The organism is Labrys miyagiensis (assembly GCF_030160835.1).
Classification (GTDB): Bacteria; Pseudomonadota; Alphaproteobacteria; order Rhizobiales; family Labraceae; genus Labrys; species Labrys miyagiensis.
On the sequence record NZ_BSPC01000034.1, the window covers coordinates 16,009 to 33,264 of the forward strand.

Consider the following 17,256-nt stretch of genomic DNA (forward strand, 5'->3'; position numbering starts at 1 on the left):
CACGAAACCCTGTGAAAGACCGCAAGGCTCGCCAGCAAGAGAACACAGGCCCCCGGCGCGGGACAGGAAAGCTGGAAGGACGTGGAAATGCAGTTTGAATCGATCAGCGTCGCGCATCTCTCGCATCGCTTCACGGCTGGAGGGGCGCAGCAAGGCACCAACGCGCTCGCCGATGTCTCCTGCTCCTTTCCGGCCGGGCGGATCAGCGCCATTGTCGGGCCGAGCGGTTGTGGCAAGTCCACCCTGCTGCTCATCCTGCGCGGCCTCTTGACCCCGAGCAGAGGGGAAGTCGGCTTTCGCTATGCGAGCGGGACGGGCGCCTCGGTCAACGGCAAGGCGCCGCGCATGGCGACCGTCTGGCAGTCCTTCAACCTGCTGCCCTGGCGCACCGTGCTCGACAATGTCGCCTTCGGCCTGGAGCTCGAGGGCGTCGGCAAGGCCGAGCGGCGTGAACGAGCCTTGCAGGCGATCCGCTCGGTCGAGCTCTCCGGTTTCGAGAAGCATTATCCCAACCAGCTCTCCGGCGGCATGCGCCAGCGCGTCGGCCTCGCCCGGGGGCTGGTGATGTCGCCCGACATCATGTTCCTCGACGAGCCCTTCGGCGCCCTCGACGCGCAAACCCGGCTCTACCTGCAGGAACAGCTCGCGGCGGTGGTCGAGCGCAGCGGCAAGACCATCGTGCTCGTCACCCATTCGATCGAGGAGGCGATCTTCCTCGCCGACCACGTGCTGGTGATGACGGCCCGGCCCGGCCGCATCGCGGCGCGCTTCGATGTCGACCTGCCGCGCCCGCGTGCCATGGAGATCCAGAACGACCACCGCTTCGGCGAACTCTTCACCAGCATTTACGGCCTCCTCCGGGAGGAAGTGAAGAAGTCGATGCTGAACTGAGGGCGCAAGATGGCCATGAGCACTTATGCCGATGAAGAAGGCGCCGTCGAGGATGTCTCTCCGCCGGCCAATCGAGACCGGACCTGGCTCTATGGCCCCGTGGCCATGGTGGTCTTCCTCATCGCCTGGGAAGCCTATGTCACCGTTTTCGCCGTGCCGGAGCTCTATCTGCCGCGACCCTCGGTCGTCATCGCCACGCTGTTCGACCTCTTCGTGCGCAAGAACCTTGGCTATGACCTGTTGCTGACGCTCTACCGCATCTTCGCCGGCTTCTTTCTGGCGGCGATCGTGGGGGTGGCCATCGGCATTGCCATGGGCATGTCGAAACGGCTCTATGCCGTCTGCGACATCTTCGTCGCCGCCATCTATCCCGTCCCGAAAATCTCGCTGGTGCCGCTCCTGATCATCTGGCTCGGCAGCGGCAACATCTTCCAGATCGTGCTGAGCGCGCTCGGCTGCGTCTTCCCGATCCTGATCAACACCGTGCAGGGCGTGCGCCAATGCGACGAGGGCCTCATCCTGGCGGCCCGCGACCTTGGCGCCAACCAGCGCCAGATCCAATGGAAGGTTGTGCTGCCGGCGGCGGTGCCCTCGATCTTCAGCGGCCTGCGCCTGGCGCTCGGCCTTTCGATCATCCTGGTCGTCGCCGCCGAGATGCAGACCGCCCGCTATGGCCTCGGCGGGCGGCTCAACCTTGCCGGCCAGGTGCTGGAGACCGGCCAGGTCTTCGCCATCCTGCTGCTGCTGGCGGTGCTCGGCATCCTCCTCACCAAGACCCAGCAATATCTCGACCACCTCATCAATCGCTGGCGCGTGCGCTAGGCCGGCGGAGTCGGAACCCATGAAACAGACCACCATCAAATGCGGCTGGCTCGTCTCGATGGACGACCGCATCGGCGACCTCAAGGACGCCGAGATCCTCATCCGCGATTCCCAGATCGTCGCTGTCGGCCATGACCTCGGCGCCACCTCGGACGAAGTGATCGATGCCGGCGACATGATCGTCATGCCCGGCCTCGTCAACGCCCATATCCACCTGTGGCAATGCGGGCTGCGCGGCATCGGATCGGAATGGGCGGTGGGCGAATATTTCGTCCACATCCATGGCAATCTCGCCACCCATTATGGGCCGGAAGACAATTATCTCGGCAACCTCATCGGCTCGCTCACCCAGATCGATGGCGGCGTCACCACCGCGCTCGACTGGTGCCACAATCTCAAGAGCCTCGAACAGGCCGAACGCTCCATCGACGCCCTGGAGGAGACAGGCCTGCGCACGGTGTTCGCCCATGGCACCACCAAGCCGCCGACACCGCCGGACGGCTTGCCCTACAGCCAGATCCCCCATCCGCGCGAGCGGGTCGAGGCCCTGCGCAAGGGGCGCCTTGCCAGCGACCGCGGCCGGGTGACGCTGGCGATGGCGATCCTCGGCCCGCATTACTCCACCTGGGACGTGGTGGTGCAGGACCTGGCGCTCGCCCGCGAACTCAACCTGCTCTCGACCTCACACGCCACCAGGCGCAAGCAGGATTGCGTCACGCCCAACGGTTATCTGCGCCTGGCGCAGGAAGGCTTGATCGGGCCTGAGCACAATATCGTCCACGCCAATTTCTTCGAGGACGACGAACTCAAGGCAGTGGTCGAGGCCAGCGCCTCGGTGACGCCGACCGTGCTGGTGGAACTGCACAGCGACTCCGCCGATCCGCTGGTGCCGCGCCTGCGCGCCCTCGGCGCCCTGCCCTCGATCGGCAACGACGTCGAGCCCATCGTCTCCGGCGACATGTTCCGCGAGATGCAGGCGGCGCTCCTCCATGCCAGGCAGGTGGCCAATCGCGACAACCGCCGGGGCGGCGGTGCACCCTTCAGGATCAGCCCGGTGCGCTCGCGCGAGGCCCTGCAATGGGCGACCATCGGCGGCGCCAGGGCGCTGCGCCTCGAAAACCGCGTCGGCTCGCTCACGCCCGGCAAGAAGGCCGACATCATCATGCTGCGCAGCACCGATCTCAACCTCTTCCCGGTGCACAACCCGCTCTACAGCATCGTCGAGCAGGCCAATGCCGGCAATGTCGACACGGTGATGATCGACGGCGTGATCCGCAAGCGGGCCGGCAGGCTGACCTTCCCGGTCGACGTGCTGCGCCAGCGGCAAAGCGAACTCGCCGCTTCGGCCGAACGCATCATGCGGGCCGGCGACTTCACCGTGCTGGCGGCGTGAGAGGAGGGGATCATGCGCATCGACGTTCATGCCCATTACTTCCCCAACCGCTATCTCGATCGGCTGGAGCGCTATGGCAGCCAGCTCACCGACGTGGCACGCAACTGCAACGCGGCCAAGGCGCCCGCTGAGATGTCCAGGCGCTTCGACATGATGAAAAAGGCCGGGGTCGGGAAGCAGCTCATTTCGGTTGGCCCGCAACTGCCCTATTTCATCGATCCCAGTCGCGCGGCTTCGGCGGCGCAGGAGGCCAATGATCTTTATGCCGAGATCATCGCAGCCCATCCCGGTAGCTTCATCGGGCTTGCTGCGCTGCCGCTGCCGCATATCGACAGGAGCCTTGCCGAGATCGAACGTGCCCTCGACAAACTGAAGCTGGCCGGCGTGTGCTTCGGTACCAGCGTGCTCGGCTTCACCATCGCCCATCCCCTGTTCGAGCCGGTCTATCAGGAACTCGACCGGCGCGGCGCCATCCTCTACCTCCATCCCTCGGGGTTGGGGGCTGGCTCGCACCTCATTCGCGACTATGACCTGACCTGGGCCATCGGCGCGCCGATCGAGGATACCATCGGCCTGATGCACCTGATCCTGGCAGGGATCCCGCAGCACTATCCGCGCCTTCGCATCATCGTCTCGCATTGCGGCGGCGCCCTGCCGATGCTGCTCGGCCGGCTCGACGCCCAGGCGAGCTGGCTCCTGCCAGAGGGCAGGGAACTCCCCAGTCATACCGCGCGCCGGCTGTGGTACGACACGGTCAGTCACTCTTACGCGCCGGCGCTGCGTTGCGCCCGCGAAGCCTTCGGGGCTGACCGTCTGCTGTTCGGCAACGACTTTCCCTACAAGCAGGGAGACGATTATGCGAATGGCCTCCATTACATCTTCGGCGCGGGCCTGGATGCCGTCGAAGCCGACAAGATCGCCAACAGGAATGCGGCTGTGCTTCTGAACGCAGCCTGATCCCAAGGGGGCTTTTGAACCAGCGTTCGCATGTCGATCTGCAATCGATTGCGAAAAAATTGCAAGTAAGTTTGGAAACAATCGGGACGTTTCGGAGAGAACAATGTCCATCATCACAAGACGTCAAACCCTGAAGATAGCCGCAGCCGCTACGGCAACTGGCGCCCTGTTCATGACAGGCTGGCCGAAGCGGGCCACCGCCGCTGCGACAGACAAGTTGATATTCGGCACGGTGCCCTATATTTCCTCGGGCCCGCTCTTCATCGCCCAGGCCAAGGGTTATTTCGAGAAGGTCGGTATCGACCTCGATGCCCGCTATTTCGTCGACGGCGGCCTTGCCATGCCGGCTTTGGCGGCGGGCGAGATCGACATCTCCGTCACGCCCTGCAATGTCGGCTTCTACAACATGGTGGCCAAGGGCACTCCGGTACGGGTGTTCATGGATCGTGGACGCGAGGCGGCAGGGCGCGGCTCGCAGGCGATCCTCGTCTCCAACAAGCTCTACGCGGGCGGCTTCCACAATCTCGACGGCTTCAAGGATGGCACCGGCAAGACCATCTCCGAGGCGGTGCCGGGCAGCGTCGGCCATTACCTCTTCTCCAAGGCCTTCAAGCGCGCCGGCCTGACGTCCGATGTCGCCGAATGGAAATGGGGCCTCGACGCTTCCTCCGCCTTGAAACTGATGGTCGCGGGCAACCTCGACATGGTCGAGGTGTCGATGCCTGGCGCCCTCGCCGCCGAGAGGAAGGGCGCCGGCCATATCATCGCCTGGGGCGACGAGATCTCGCCCGATATGCAGCTCGCCACCATGTCGGCCAATGAGACCCTGCTCAACGAGCGCAAGGACGTGGTGGTGCGCTTCTGCATGGTGATGCTGCAGGCCTACAGGGAGTTCATGGCGGCGGCTGACAGCGGCGATGCGGAGATCGTCAAGATCCTCGCCAAGGCCACCGAATTGCCGGAGGCCCTGATCGACGCGGCGCGGCCGCGTTGGTCGGCCATGGCGCTGGACGGGCTGCCCGGCAAGCAGGCCATCCTTGCCCAGCAGGCCTTCTGGCATGAGGAGGTCAAGCTGCTCGAGCGCACCGCCGATGCCGACAAGCTGTTCGACCTTACGGCGGTGACGGAAGCGAAGGCCCGGCTCGCCGACAAGAATCCGTTCATTTGAACCGGAGAAGCGCGTCCCACCCACGCTAACTCCGGCCATGGCGGTGCTTCCTCTTTTCCTCCCGTAGGGGAAACACCGTCTTCACTCCCGCCTCGCCCGGCACGATTGCGACCCTTGCCGGGCAGGCGGGCCTTTCTTCAGTCGAACCGGAGAGGCGTGTCCCAACCGCGCCAACTCCGGCCATGGCGGTGCTCCTTCAATCCCTCCCATGGGGGAGCACCGTCTTCACTCCCGCCCGCCCGGCATGATTGCGACCCAGCCGGGCGTGGCGGGCTTTTCTTTCTCCGCTTCGGCGAGCCTCTTGTCCACTGCCTTGTGGTTTTCGGGCCTGGCGCCAGGCTGGGCGCGCGATTCCGGCAAATCGCAAAACGCCTTAAGGCACCACCTTGCGGAAACCGAACCAGCCGCCGTCGGCATCGAAGGCCACGTCGTAGTCACGCAGGAAGTGCCGGCCGGTATTGACGAAGGCCGGGGTGCCCGGACGATTGACCAGGACCACGCTGGGGGCCGCCTTGTCGCCGGTGTCGCCCACCGTGAAAGCATATTGCGCGATCGGACTGGCCCCATCCGGAAAGGACACGGTCACCTCGGCCCCGGCCGTCAGGCCGGTCGCCTCGGCTCCCGCGCGGCTGGGATTGGGGACGGGCTCGGTGGGGAGTGCCGAGGGGTTGGAGACGGTGAGATACATCTGCTTGATGCCGGTATCGATCAGCACGGGTCCGGTTTCAGCGGGCTGGCCGTTCACCGATACGGCCATTTGCGCCTGGGCCCAGTCACGGAGATCGTTGGACGAGGGCTTGCCCGTTGCATCGAGGCTGTGGCCCTGCAACCTCGTCCAGCTGAAATCGTGACTGTTCGCCTGGCTCAGCCCCAGATGCACGCCGCTCGGCGTGACGATGTAGCCGGGCCGGTAAATGCCTGGCTGGATCGGGCGGCCCTCGATGGCGGTGAGGTTGAGGAACGGGTTCTTGTCAGGGGTGCCCTGAGGCTGCCCGTCATGTTCTCGACCGAAACCCACGCCCATATAGGCGATGCCCGTGGGCATGCTGGTCGTTTCCTGCGGGTTGGCGCATGTCGGCTGGTTGCGTTTTTCGCTCCAGCCCGGGCAGCTATATTGCGTCTCGACCGCGAGCACCGGGACCTTGGCGGTGGCAAGTTCCCCACCCGCAGCGTCCAGGAAGACCAGTTCGCGCGGGATCCAGCGGCCGACCCAAAGGAGCTTGCTGCTGGAAAGGAACTCCCAACCCAGCGGATACTTGTCGTCCGCGCTGGAATAGCCGGGCAGATCGGCGGCTGAGATGACCACGCCCGTCGAGCCGGTATCCATGGTCATGGTAAACGGGTGCGAGGCGCCGCCACCCGGAACCTGCACGAGGAAGGAGAGCTTGGGCGCACCGGTGAAAGGGGCCTTCCCGCTGCCGGCATTGGTATACGGCACGAAGCGCGCCATCGTATAGGCATGAAGGTCCGGCCCTGACTGAGCAAGGGCGCCGGCCGAAAAACCAGCAGCAAGCGTGGCCGCGAGAAGGAGGCTGATGACGCCGCCTGTCACCGGTGCTCTCGGATCGTTCCCCGCGGCTGCCAGGCGTTTCCCCATGCCGATGCCTACGGCTCCAGCTCGGTGTCCCAGTAGAGATAGTCCAGCCAGCTCTCATGCAGATAGTTCGGCGGGAAGTGCCGGCCGTTCTGGTGCAGGTCGGAGAGGGTGGGAGCGAAGGGTTTCTGGTGGGGGTGCATGCCGGCCTCGGCGGGCATGGCGCCGCCCTTTTTGAGATTGCAGGGCGAGCAGGCGGCAACGACGTTTTCCCAGGTTGTCTGTCCGCCCCGGGAGCGCGGGATCACATGGTCGAAGGTGAGGTCCGAGCGCGTGCCGCAATATTGGCACGTGAAACAGTCGCGCAGGAAGACGTTGAAGCGGGTGAAGGCTGGGTTCCGGCTGGGTTTGACGTAGCTTTTGAGGCAGACCACCGAGGGTAATCGGAACTCGAAGGTGGGACTTCGTACGACCTTGTCATATTCGGAGATGATGTTGACCCGGTCGAGGAACACCGCCTTCACCGCATCCTGCCAGGACCAGAGCGAAAGCGGGTAGTAGGAGAGGGGTCTGTAATCCGCATTGAGCACGAGGGCGGGACACGCCTCCGGCGACACCGGCGGATGAAAAACGGCAGGCGAGACATGCGCCGTCACAACGCACTCCTGACACCAAGGCTCAGCCGAAAGCCGATTCGGCCGTTCGTGCCGACAATGTAGGATTAACGTGTCGGTCTTGTGAAGGGGGAACTGGGAGCGCGGACGTCCTACGACACTCAAGGGAGTGTCGGACGATCCGCTCTTGAACCACTGTCGTGCCAGGAAAAGCCAGTATTTTGGGGAAGTCACCGCGAGCCTGGATTCGCTCTCGTTTCAAGAGCGGACATCGCGACATGCAAGCATGTCGCTGAGATGTCCGCGCTCCCAGGCCTAGCGCAACTGCTTCGCCAGCCAGCTCAGAGTCGTATCCGGAATGCCCAACTCCTCCAGGTGGTCATGCGTCGCCAGCACATAATCGGGATTGGAGCCCGACAGGCCGACGGCACTGCGCACCGTCTCGAGCAGGCGCTCCCTCGGCAACGTGCCGCAATATTGCAGATGGCGGCGGTCTGCCCGGTAGGCGAGGGCCGCGATGCGCCGGCCGTCGTCAAGCCGGGCTTCATGCACGATCTCGATATAGACGCTGGTCACCTGTTCGCGCCGGCGCAGATAGTCGACGGTGGTGGCCCAGTTCTCCGGCGCCACGCGGAAGGCGACGCCGTGGCAGGAGCCACCAAGGTCGAGGCCGAGCACCAGGCCGGGCTTTTCCGGCGTGCCGCGATGCACATGCGACCAGATGCACAGCGCCCGGTGCAGGCCGTGGATCTCGGCGTTGCGGCGCTCCTCATAGGCAAAGCCCGGGTTCCACATCAGCGACCCGTAGCCGAAGACCCAGCCGGCGTCGGGGACAGGTGCGTCGTACTGATTCACTCGGCCGCCAGATGGAATGCATCAAGATAGTGGAAGGGCAGGGCCGCGAGCGCGTCGCGCAGGGCGACGAGGTCCTGCTTCAGCCGGTCGAAGGCCGGCAGCGGCGTGAAGTCATGCTCGTTCATGTAGAGCGCGCGGTTGATCTCGACCTGGATGACATGGAAGCCCGCGCCGGGATTGCCGTAATGCTCGGTGATATAGCCGCCGGCATAAGGCTTGTTGCGCCCCACCGAATAGCCGAGCGAACGCAGCGCGTCGTCGGCGCAATCCATGATCAGATGCGAGCAGGACGTGCCATAGCGGTCGCCCAGCACGATGTCGGCGCGCGGGCGTTCTTCACGGGCAAGGCCGCAGGAAGGCATGGAATGGCAATCGACCAGCAGCGCCACCCCGAACTCGCGGTGGATCTCGCCGAGCAGGCGGCGCAGCGTGCGGTGATAGGGCTTGTAGAGTTCCTCGATGCGGCGCAGTGCCTCGTCCACCGGCAGGCGCCTGGCATAGATCTCCTGGCTCTCGCTCACCACGCGCGCCAGGGTGCCGAGCCCGCCGGCGACGCGCAGCGAACGGGTGTTGGCGTAGTTGGGCAGGCGGCCGTCGAACATGCGCGGATCGAGCTCATAGGGCTCGCGATTGACGTCGAGATAGGCGCGCGGGAAGCGGGCGCTCATCAGGGCCGAACCGGTGCCGGCGACATCGGCGAGCAGCAGGTCGACGAAGGCATCTTCCGAGCGGCGCAGCGCATGGGCGTCCAGACGCGAGGATTCCAGGAAGGCGCGGGGATAGACCCGGCCCGAATGCGGCGAATTGAACAGAAGAGGCGCCGAATAGGCCGCCGGCTCGACCACGTCGAAGGGAGGGTTGAGCTCAATTTCCATGCCGGCGACGGACCTCAGCGACGATATCGGGCGGTTCCCTCCGAACCGGATACGGATAGGAACACACAAGGGGATTTGCTGGTTTCGAGAAAATCACGTGTGCGGAAGCATCACAAGCCCCGCACGATCATTTTCTGCTTACCGGACGCTATCGCGTGTATGGCGAAGCACTCCAAGACGGGTTAACTCTATTGCGATGTAAACGAAGCATTTACCACGACGACGGTCTATAGAGATCCAGTGAGCTCCGGCCTGACCGGGGATTCGGGACGCGCAAGCAATGAACAAGATTCTACTCGCCGAAGACGACAACGACATGCGCCGCTTCCTGGTGCGCGCCCTGCAGAATGCCGGCCATGAGGTGATGTCCTACGATAACGGCCTGTCGGCGTATCATCGCCTGCGCGAGGAGCCGTTCGAGCTGCTGTTGACCGACATCGTCATGCCGGAGATGGACGGTATCGAACTCGCCCGCCGCGCCACCGAACTCGACCCGGATATCAAGGTGATGTTCATCACGGGCTTCGCCGCCGTCGCCCTCAACCCGGATTCGGCTGCCCCGAAGGATGCCAAGGTGCTTTCCAAGCCCTTCCATCTCAAGGACCTGGTCAATGAAGTCGACAAGCTCCTCAAGGCCGCCTGAGCTTTTCCGAAAATAACCGGCGTCACGGCTTGCATGCCCTGATTCAACCTGTTATGAGGCCGGCCTCCGCAAGCGATGGGCGCGTAGCTCAGCGGGAGAGCACTACGTTGACATCGTAGGGGTCACAGGTTCAATCCCTGTCGCGCCCACCATCGCGCCTTTCAGATAGTTCGACAAAAATCGCGATTCGGAGAAATCGCGATTTGCTCCAGTTGTGATCTTTCAGGAGGCTGGCGCGTTTTGCGACGAAGCCAGCTCTGCCGCCAGATTGATGGCCGTCTGGAAATACGCGCGCCGCTCGCGGATGGCTGGCGAGCGGGGCCCCGGGACGATCAGGCGCGACGGCTCGCCCAATCGTTCCGGCACCGGCAAGCTCGAGGCGAGATATGCCATCTCTGCTAATCCCAGTGCGGTGAGCTCGGCACTTTCCTGCAAGCAGACCGGACGTGCCATGGCATCGGCGAGGAACTGAACAAAATAGCTGTTGCGGGCGAGTCCGCCATCGATGGAGACCGGCCCATCACCTTCGCCACCCAGCGCCTCGATCAATTCGGCTCCGCGATAGGCTATGCCTTCGAGGACGGCCTTGCGTAGATCCGCCGGCGCTGTTGCCTGCCTGAGGCCCACAAAGCTTGCGGCGACATCGCGTCGCCAGTAGGGAGCCGCGAGCCCTGCAAGCGCCGGGACAAAGGCAATTCCACGTGTGATCGCGGGCGTGGCGTCATCAAAGGCGAAATCCTCGTAGGAGCCGGCGAGGCCTATGGAGATCGCCCAGTCCACGGCGGCGGCGGCCGTATAGTCGCCTCCGTCGAGCGCGTAGACCGGCGCTTCGCCCGGTAATTGCCAAGCGATCGTCGGAACGAGTCCCGGTCGATCAAGGATCGGCGCGGCGCCCGAGAGCGCCAGCGCGAAGCTCCCGGTCCCAAATGTGATCTTCGCATCGCCTACTGTGCGGCAGCCGTGCCCGAACAGAGCCGCCTGTTGGTCGACGATGCTGACCACGAGGGGGAGCTCCCGGTCACGACGCCGGATCACGCCGAAGAAACCAGCCGTCGGAACGATCTTCGGCAAGAGGTCGCGAGGCACGCCGAAGATTTGGCAGAGGCCATCGTCGAACCGGCCGTCGGCGATATTCATCAGGCTGGTGCGCGAGGCGGTCGTCGGGTCGGTCACATATTGGCCCGTCAGCCGGTCGATGAAGAAACTCTCCGACGTGCCGATGCCGAGGCGGCCGTCGCGTGCGGCCTTGCCAACAGCCGGCACGTGCTCCAGGAGCCAGGCGATCTTGGAGGCGGAGAAATAGGCGTCGACCGGAAGGCCGGAGAGCGCCGACACCTGCGCCTTCGTCGAAGCGGGGAGGGCGTCGAGCCGGCCTTGTGACCGCTGATCCTGCCAGACGATGGCGTGGTAAAGAGCGCGCTTCGTCACCCGATCCCAGGCAATAACGGTCTCACCCTGGTTGGCGAGGGCCATCGCTGAGATTTGGGGATGGGCCGCAAGCGCACGATCGATCAGAGTCTCGATATTGCCGATCAGTTCCTCGGCGTCATGTTCGACAAGGCCATCCCCGGGCAGTATCTGGCGATGCGCCAGCCCGCCGCAAGATATGAAGGTGCCGTCGTCGGTCAGGACAAAGGCCTTGGTCGAGGTCGTTCCCTGATCGATGGCGAGGATAGCTGATGCTTGATGCGTCATATCGGTGGGCTACCTTTGCGTGTCCGGGCCAGATCGGCGGCGATGCTCCTTGCGGCGTTCCGCCCGTCGATCGCGCAGGGCCCGGAAGATCGCACGGATCGGAGCACATTGCCCGCCGCGAAGATATGCGGATCGGCCGTGCGGAACGCCGCATCGACCCGAGGGCCGCGCGTCGTCGCCTCGATCCCCATCGGATGAAGCCGAGCCAGCGTCGCCTCGGGCACCCAATCGCCCGAAAATACCACGCCGTCGCAGGCCACTGTCTGGCGTTGGCCGTCATGCTCAAAGGTAACAGCCTCAACGCACTTTTCGCCTTCGATCGCAATGATCGCGACATTGGCTCTTGCGGGGACGCCAAATACAAGACGCGACCCAAGCGCCACGAGCGGCATGCTGCGCAATTTTGGTGCCTCGTCGATGATCATGCGCGGCTTCGCGCCCAGATGCCGAAGCGTCAGGATCGTCGAGAAGGCGACGATCTCGCTGCCGACGATGATGGGGTTTCGGCATGGCAGTCGATGATGCAGATAGACGAAGCGTTGCAAGGCTCCCGTCGTCAGAATGCCGAATGGTCGTCCACCGGAGATCAGTCGCGCCGCGCGAGGTGTCTCGCGAATACCGCTCGCCAGCAGCACGCGGCGCCCGGTAAGTTCATAGGGACCACCCGGCCCGCTGATCATAACCATGCCTCCCGGGCCGAGCCGCGTAACGGCATGGCCGCAGCGCAGATCGATCCCGTCCGCCTGCTCGCGCAAGGCGCGCGCATAGCGCGGTCCGGTCCAGAGACGGGCGAAATCCAGCATTCCGAACCCAGGATGCCCACAATGACGCGGAGCGCCACCCGCCTCGGCCTCGCGTTCCAGAACCGTAACCGAGAGCCCGAGGCGGCGTGCGGCGATCGCCGCGCTTAAGCCTGCCGGCCCAGCGCCGATGACAAGCAGGTCAGGGTTTTCAGACGTCAAGGCTGGTACCCCCAGGCAGTGGTGGCGCTTCAAGCAATTTGTCCTGCGCCATCTCACATACCGCCGCCAGGCAGTTGAAGCCCTGGCAGCGACCCATCATCGCGCGTGTGCGTCGCTTCAACCCGCCGAGATTGCCCGCGGGGAGAGGACCAGCCAGCGCCGCAACGATTTCGTCCCTCGTGACGAGTTCGCAAAGGCAGACAATATCGCCGCGTCCCGGCCTCTCATGGTCTCGCGGCAAATGTTCGGCAAGATTGGGCAGCGACGGCCAGATCAAATCCTGCAACGGTCGAAGCGGAAGAAAATGCTCCTCCACGAGCTCCGTGACATGGTCCGCGATTCCTAGCGCCGCCGTGAGGCCGGTCGAGCGGATGCCAGCGACCGTCACCCAATGACGCCCCGGGATCGCCTCGATGATGTAATCCTTTTGATCGCTTGCGGGCCGGAGCCCGGCATAGATGGCATTGACGGGTTCATCGGCAAGAGCTGGGACCATGCGCGCTGCCTCATCGATCAAATGTTTCAAGGTGCTTCGCTCGACCGTCGCCACGCCGCGATCGTCCTGATCCTCGGCCGTGGGTCCAACGAGCACATTGCCGAAGATGGTCGGACAGACGACAACGCCCTTGGTCCGCGCAGTCGGCACCGGCAGCAGGATCGTCGGAACATGGCGCTGCGCCGTTTTGTCGAAGACGACGAACTGGCCCTTGCGCGGCCGGATGGCAAAGGGGCTCGGGCGCGACAGGGCCTCGACATGATCGCCGTAATTTCCGGCGCAGTTAATCACGATGCCGGCGTCGACCGCTCGCGTTCCGGCGGAGAGGCGCCAGACGCCGCCAAGTCGCTCGGCCGTGTCGACATCGAAAAGCCGCTGCACCACTCCGCCATGAGCCATCGCCTGCAGAACATAAGCCAGCGGTGAGGACCAGGGATCGATGATGTGCTCGCCTGGCACGCTGAGGGCCGCGATCGGCGAAGAGGCGAGTGTCGGCATCCGGTGGCGAAGCACATCGAGCTCGATCGGGCGCACATCGGTCACGCCATTCTGGTGTGCTTTGTCGATGATCGCCGGAAGTCGCGCGGCCTCCTCCTGGCTCCAGGCGACGAGTACGGCGTCGGTTTGGAGAACCGGCAGGCCGAAAAGAGCCCTCTCCGCCAGATAGCGCCTCCGACCAGCCTGCATCATCTGTACTTCGCGGCTGCCGGGCGGCGCGTCGAAGCCGGTATGAAGGATCGCAGAGTTGCCTTTGCTCGCGCCATCCAGAATATCGGCGCTGCGTTCGAGAAGAATGACGGACAGCCCCGCCAGCGTCAGTGCGCGGAACACCGCGCAGCCGACCACTCCGGCGCCGATGACTGCAACATCAAATTCGGCGGTTGCCTTGCGCGGTGGAGGTGGAGCAGAATTCAGCATATGACCATTAAGTCATAGATTATGACTATATAGTCGGTATTACCAAATCATCACTCTGTCAAGCCGCTCTGTCTGGCGCCGCCGTTCTCACAGCGAGCACAGCCCATCCACCAACGCGCGCCACACTGCTGAAGTATTTTGAGCGAGCATAACAAAGCTCATTCAGTGAGTTGGTATCGAATCCAGGCGGCCCACGCTTCGCAAGCCCGGTACGCTGAGGCCCTCGACCGAGAAACATGAGGCGCCGAAGCCGAAAAATCAGAATGCCAAAATAGTCATAACTATTATCTTATGCTCTCAGATTTGACTATTCAGTCATTCTTTGGCAGGGTGCGTTTGGTGACCAAACCAGGTGCGCTTGTGAGGGGAGGGGACGACACCTGTCGGATTGCGGCAATTTGCCGTCTGATCTCGGCGTCCCCCATTTTCATAAGGTTTTCTCTTAATTGATTGGCGCATCAAGAAACATAGAATTCGATATCCTGTAATTTATCTATGAATAAAAGCAGATTTCATAAAATAACAATAAATACTGATGCACCGTATAAATATTTCAAGTCAATCAAAATCAACTGTCTGTCTGTCTATATACGAAAAATCCATCCTTGAATGAAGGCGCTAACACTCGGGAGACTTGAGAATGAACAGTGGAACTGATGAGGACGTAAAGGTTCTCCACTCAATGGGTTACGCCCAGGAATTGGCGCGTCGAATGAGCGGGTTCTCGAACTTTGCCATCTCCTTTTCGATCATTTGCATCCTGGCCGGCGGCATCACCTCCTTTCCGTTGGCGCTAGGCACCGGGTTCGGGTTCGAGGCCTTTGTCGGTTGGCTGGTGGGCGGTCTGTTCGCTCTTGTGGTCGCCGCCTGCCTCGGACAAATAGGCTCTGCCTATCCCACCGCCGGCGGTCTCTATCACTGGTCCTCGATCCTCGGCGGCCGCGGTTGGGGGTGGGCTACGGCATGGATAAATCTTCTCGGCCTGATTTTCGTGGTTGCCTCGGTCAATGTGGGCGTCTGGCAGCTCTTCCGTGATCTCGTCATGGGAGGCGTTTTCCATGTCGATGTGACCAACCTCACCGCACAGTCACTCGACCCGCTGCCGACTGGCATGACGCTCGATCAGGCCAATGCCATCAATTCGCACGCGATTTGGGTGCAGATCGTGGCTGTGTTGCTGATCACGGTCTCGCAGGCCCTGATCAATCATTTTGGCATCAAGCTGACGACGATGCTTACGGATTTCTCGGGTTATCTGATCTTTGTAATCGCGATCGTACTTACCGGCACTTTCCTGATGTGGGGGGCGACCTGGGATGTCTCCCGCCTTTTCACCTTCGTCAACACGACAGGGGATCTCGGCGGCGGCTACGTGCCGGCGGCGCGGCCGGCGATCATCGCCTTCCTTGTCGGCCTTCTCTACCCCCTTTACACCATCACCGGCTTCGATGCGTCGGCCCATACTGCCGAGGAAACGCAGAACGCCCGTGTTGCCGTTCCGCGCGGCATGCTGCACTCCGTGTTCTGGTCGCTGGTGTTCGGCCTCGCCATGGCGGCGTCGTTCGTGATGGCCAGCCCGGATCTCGCCGCGACGGCCAAGGACGGCAGCAGTGCCTGGTTCAATCTCTTCAACAATCTTCCGGCGCCAGTGGTGCTGAAGGATATTCTGGCAATCGGCATTGTCGCAGCCAACTTCGTCTGCGCGCTGGCCGGTCTGACCTCGACATCGCGCATGATCTACGCCTTCGCGCGTGACGGCGGCCTGCCCGGTTCGAGCCTCTGGAAAAGCGTCAGCCCGACTTGGCGCACGCCGGTTGCCGCCATCTGGCTCGGCGCGATCCTGTCGGTCGCTGCAACCCTCTACTCTCCGGCCTTTGCGGCGCTGGCCGCAGGCTGCGCGCTGTTCCTCTATGTCTCCTATGCCATGCCGATTGCCGCCGGCCTGCTCGCTGAGGGTAAGAGCTGGACAGAATTCGGACCCTTCCGCCTCAGCTTTTGGTCGAAGCCATTGGCCTTCATCTCGTTGCTGGGTGTGCTGGTGCTCATGTACGCCGGCATCCAGCCGCCCTTCGATATCCTGATCAACTACGCGATCGGTACGGTGGTGGTGTTGCTGGCCTTGTGGTTCGGTATTGAGCGCCGCCGTTTCAAAGGTCCGCCGGTCGGCGCGGATATCGCCAAACGCGCCAGTGAGATCGCCACTGCTGAAAAGGCCGTCGGGCAAAGCGCCTGACCTACTACGCGTATCGCTGGCCCCGGGGCGTGCTCCCCGGGGCTGGTTGCGTTTTGAGCAGCTCTTGTCGAATGCCGCCCTGGCACTGTTGAAAGAGAAGGCTCGGCATCATCGTACATGCCAGTCCTACTTTTGGTCCCATGGAACAATAGATTGCGCGCCGACCGATTGGTCAGGTTCGTTGGAGAAACGATCACCACTCCAGGCGTTCGGCTTGCCGTTCAATCAAAATGTTTGGAAATCGGGCAGAATCGCTGCTATTCAGAAACCGTCATTGGCTGCCTTCGCGATGGGCTCATCGCGTGGTGGTGAGGAATGTATGGATGGCGATAGGATGAGCTTGCTACGTCATTTGTGCTCGTCGAAAGAGGCCAAACTTCACTCGGCCCATGAGATAACCGATGAGGCCTGAAGATCGGCGTGCGAATCTCGTAGATATCGTGCGCGAGCAGGGTCGCGTGTCGGTCGAGACATTGGCCGAGCGTTTGAAAACTTCCAAAGAGACCATTCGCAGGGATCTGACCGAACTGTCCGACCGCGGGCTCGTGAGAAAGTATCATGGTGGAGCGCTCGCGCCCGAAGCTGCGGGCGAGGGCCCGTTCCAGGCGAGACTGTCGCAGAATATGCCCCAGAAACGAGCGATCGCACGGCGCGCAGCCGCGCTCTTCCAGAGCGGCGACACGCTTTTCATCGATACCGGCTCGACGACCGTGTACCTGGCCGAGGAATTGTCGACTCGGTCCGGCATCACAATTATCACCAACTCCGTGTCGATAGCCTCCATCATGGCGCGTGGGTCAGATGGTACGCGTGTGTTTCTGATCGGTGGCGAGTATCGTGACGAGGCTGCCGAAAATATCGGCGTGTTGGCGATCGAACAGATTTCGCGATTCTCCGCCCAGCATGTCGTGCTGACCGTGGCTGCACTTGATCAAAGGGGAGCGATGGATTTCGACCTGCAAGAAGCCGAGATTGCCCGCGCCATGATCGAGCAAGCCGGGGAGGTGACGGTCATCCTTGACAGTTCGAAATTCGAGAAGACGGCCCTGTTTGGTGTCTGCTCCCTCGCAATGATCGATCGGATTGTTTGTGAAGCATCTCCATCGACGCGGCTTGCCGACGCCTTGCGGGCTGCGTCGGTCGAGGTTGTGATTGCTCAGAATGGGCGTCCGTAAACTCGGCTCAGAGCCACGGAAAAGA

Annotated in this window: 16 protein-coding genes and 1 tRNA gene; 9 read left to right on the forward strand and 8 right to left on the reverse strand. The window is 62.8% G+C overall.

What is annotated here, in order from left to right; all coding sequences use genetic code 11:
- Nucleotides 1–87: 87 nt before the first annotated feature.
- The 5 genes from QQL24_RS18710 to QQL24_RS18730 all read left to right on the forward strand — a co-directional run bounded on the left by QQL24_RS18710 (nucleotide 88) and on the right by QQL24_RS18730 (nucleotide 5,231).
- Nucleotides 88–891, forward strand: a complete 804-nt coding sequence (locus QQL24_RS18710; RefSeq protein WP_284313814.1) for an ABC transporter ATP-binding protein — start codon at nucleotides 88–90, stop codon at nucleotides 889–891.
- 15 nt (nucleotides 892–906) lie between these two features.
- Nucleotides 907–1,713, forward strand: coding sequence for an ABC transporter permease (locus QQL24_RS18715; RefSeq protein ID WP_284313815.1), 807 nt, complete (start codon nucleotides 907–909; stop codon nucleotides 1,711–1,713).
- Nucleotides 1,714–1,732: 19 nt separating this feature from the next.
- The gene (locus QQL24_RS18720) at nucleotides 1,733–3,106 is read left to right on the forward strand and encodes an amidohydrolase family protein (protein ID WP_284313816.1); all 1,374 of its coding nucleotides are present in this window, start codon (nucleotides 1,733–1,735) and stop codon (nucleotides 3,104–3,106) included.
- 12 nt (nucleotides 3,107–3,118) lie between these two features.
- On the forward strand, nucleotides 3,119–4,063 hold the full coding sequence (locus QQL24_RS18725) for an amidohydrolase family protein (RefSeq protein WP_284313817.1): 945 nt from the start codon (nucleotides 3,119–3,121) through the stop codon (nucleotides 4,061–4,063).
- A 103-nt stretch (nucleotides 4,064–4,166) separates the two neighbouring features.
- The gene (locus tag QQL24_RS18730) at nucleotides 4,167–5,231 is read left to right on the forward strand and encodes an ABC transporter substrate-binding protein (RefSeq protein ID WP_284313818.1); all 1,065 of its coding nucleotides are present in this window, start codon (nucleotides 4,167–4,169) and stop codon (nucleotides 5,229–5,231) included.
- Nucleotides 5,232–5,456: 225 nt separating this feature from the next.
- On the opposite strand, the gene QQL24_RS18735 is transcribed toward QQL24_RS18730, so the two are convergent.
- The 5 genes from QQL24_RS18735 to QQL24_RS18755 form a co-directional block, all read right to left on the reverse strand.
- Nucleotides 5,457–5,591, reverse strand: a complete 135-nt coding sequence (locus QQL24_RS18735; RefSeq protein WP_284313819.1) for a hypothetical protein — start codon at nucleotides 5,589–5,591, stop codon at nucleotides 5,457–5,459.
- Nucleotides 5,592–5,604: 13 nt separating this feature from the next.
- Nucleotides 5,605–6,828 (reverse strand): hypothetical protein, encoded by a 1,224-nt coding sequence (locus QQL24_RS18740; RefSeq protein WP_284313820.1) that lies wholly within the window; start codon nucleotides 6,826–6,828, stop codon nucleotides 5,605–5,607.
- Between the two features lie 8 nt (nucleotides 6,829–6,836).
- A complete protein-coding gene (locus tag QQL24_RS18745) occupies nucleotides 6,837–7,382 on the reverse strand; it encodes an HNH endonuclease (RefSeq protein WP_284313899.1) in 546 nt (181 codons plus the stop codon).
- A gap of 312 nt (nucleotides 7,383–7,694) precedes the next feature.
- Nucleotides 7,695–8,234 carry a gamma-glutamylcyclotransferase gene (locus tag QQL24_RS18750; protein ID WP_284313821.1) on the reverse strand — a complete coding sequence of 180 codons (540 nt, stop codon included), beginning with the start codon at nucleotides 8,232–8,234 and terminating at the stop codon, nucleotides 7,695–7,697.
- Entirely contained in the window at nucleotides 8,231–9,109 is an 879-nt protein-coding gene (locus QQL24_RS18755) for an N-formylglutamate amidohydrolase (protein ID WP_284313822.1), read from the reverse strand. The genes QQL24_RS18750 and QQL24_RS18755 overlap by 4 nt, the downstream gene beginning before the upstream one ends.
- 280 nt (nucleotides 9,110–9,389) lie before the next feature.
- Between QQL24_RS18755 and cpdR the strand changes: the two genes are divergently transcribed.
- Nucleotides 9,390–9,752, forward strand: a complete 363-nt coding sequence (gene cpdR, locus QQL24_RS18760; RefSeq protein WP_284313823.1) for a cell cycle two-component system response regulator CpdR — start codon at nucleotides 9,390–9,392, stop codon at nucleotides 9,750–9,752.
- A gap of 77 nt (nucleotides 9,753–9,829) precedes the next feature.
- Nucleotides 9,830–9,904: transfer RNA gene (locus QQL24_RS18765), tRNA-Val, on the forward strand.
- Nucleotides 9,905–9,974: 70 nt separating this feature from the next.
- Here QQL24_RS18765 and QQL24_RS18770 read toward each other — a convergent pair.
- From QQL24_RS18770 to QQL24_RS18780, 3 genes are read right to left on the reverse strand one after another with little or no spacing between them, the layout of a single operon-like run.
- Entirely contained in the window at nucleotides 9,975–11,447 is a 1,473-nt protein-coding gene (locus tag QQL24_RS18770; RefSeq protein WP_284313824.1) for an FGGY family carbohydrate kinase, read from the reverse strand.
- Nucleotides 11,444–12,466 carry an NAD(P)/FAD-dependent oxidoreductase gene (locus QQL24_RS18775; RefSeq protein WP_284313825.1) on the reverse strand — a complete coding sequence of 341 codons (1,023 nt, stop codon included), beginning with the start codon at nucleotides 12,464–12,466 and terminating at the stop codon, nucleotides 11,444–11,446. Before QQL24_RS18775 ends, QQL24_RS18770 begins: the two co-directional genes overlap by 4 nt.
- A complete protein-coding gene (locus tag QQL24_RS18780; RefSeq protein ID WP_284313826.1) occupies nucleotides 12,399–13,823 on the reverse strand; it encodes an NAD(P)/FAD-dependent oxidoreductase in 1,425 nt (474 codons plus the stop codon). Before QQL24_RS18780 ends, QQL24_RS18775 begins: the two co-directional genes overlap by 68 nt.
- 712 nt (nucleotides 13,824–14,535) lie before the next feature.
- Here QQL24_RS18780 and QQL24_RS18785 point away from each other — a divergent pair.
- Together QQL24_RS18785 and QQL24_RS18790 are read left to right on the forward strand one after the other, a co-directional pair.
- Entirely contained in the window at nucleotides 14,536–16,056 is a 1,521-nt protein-coding gene (locus QQL24_RS18785; RefSeq protein WP_284313827.1) for an amino acid permease, read from the forward strand.
- A 401-nt stretch (nucleotides 16,057–16,457) separates the two neighbouring features.
- Nucleotides 16,458–17,231, forward strand: coding sequence for a DeoR/GlpR family DNA-binding transcription regulator (locus QQL24_RS18790; RefSeq protein WP_284313828.1), 774 nt, complete (start codon nucleotides 16,458–16,460; stop codon nucleotides 17,229–17,231).
- The last annotated feature ends 25 nt before the right edge of the window (nucleotides 17,232–17,256 follow it).

Bases quoted from the DNA above. Each gene is read 5' to 3' on its own strand.
- QQL24_RS18790 (WP_284313828.1), top strand. From the start codon at position 16,458: ATGAGGCCTGAAGATCGGCGTGCGAATCTCGTAGATATCGTGCGCGAG.
- QQL24_RS18715 (WP_284313815.1), top strand. From the start codon at position 907: ATGAGCACTTATGCCGATGAAGAAGGCGCCGTCGAGGATGTCTCTCCG.
- QQL24_RS18785 (WP_284313827.1), top strand. From the start codon at position 14,536: ATGAGCGGGTTCTCGAACTTTGCCATCTCCTTTTCGATCATTTGCATC.
- QQL24_RS18755 (WP_284313822.1), bottom strand. From the start codon at position 9,109: ATGGAAATTGAGCTCAACCCTCCCTTCGACGTGGTCGAGCCGGCGGCC.
- QQL24_RS18720 (WP_284313816.1), top strand. From the start codon at position 1,733: ATGAAACAGACCACCATCAAATGCGGCTGGCTCGTCTCGATGGACGAC.
- QQL24_RS18710 (WP_284313814.1), top strand. From the start codon at position 88: ATGCAGTTTGAATCGATCAGCGTCGCGCATCTCTCGCATCGCTTCACG.
- cpdR (WP_284313823.1), top strand. From the start codon at position 9,390: ATGAACAAGATTCTACTCGCCGAAGACGACAACGACATGCGCCGCTTC.
- QQL24_RS18770 (WP_284313824.1), bottom strand. From the start codon at position 11,447: ATGACGCATCAAGCATCAGCTATCCTCGCCATCGATCAGGGAACGACC.
- QQL24_RS18730 (WP_284313818.1), top strand. From the start codon at position 4,167: ATGTCCATCATCACAAGACGTCAAACCCTGAAGATAGCCGCAGCCGCT.
- QQL24_RS18780 (WP_284313826.1), bottom strand. From the start codon at position 13,823: ATGCTGAATTCTGCTCCACCTCCACCGCGCAAGGCAACCGCCGAATTT.
- QQL24_RS18740 (WP_284313820.1), bottom strand. From the start codon at position 6,828: ATGGGGAAACGCCTGGCAGCCGCGGGGAACGATCCGAGAGCACCGGTG.
- QQL24_RS18725 (WP_284313817.1), top strand. From the start codon at position 3,119: ATGCGCATCGACGTTCATGCCCATTACTTCCCCAACCGCTATCTCGAT.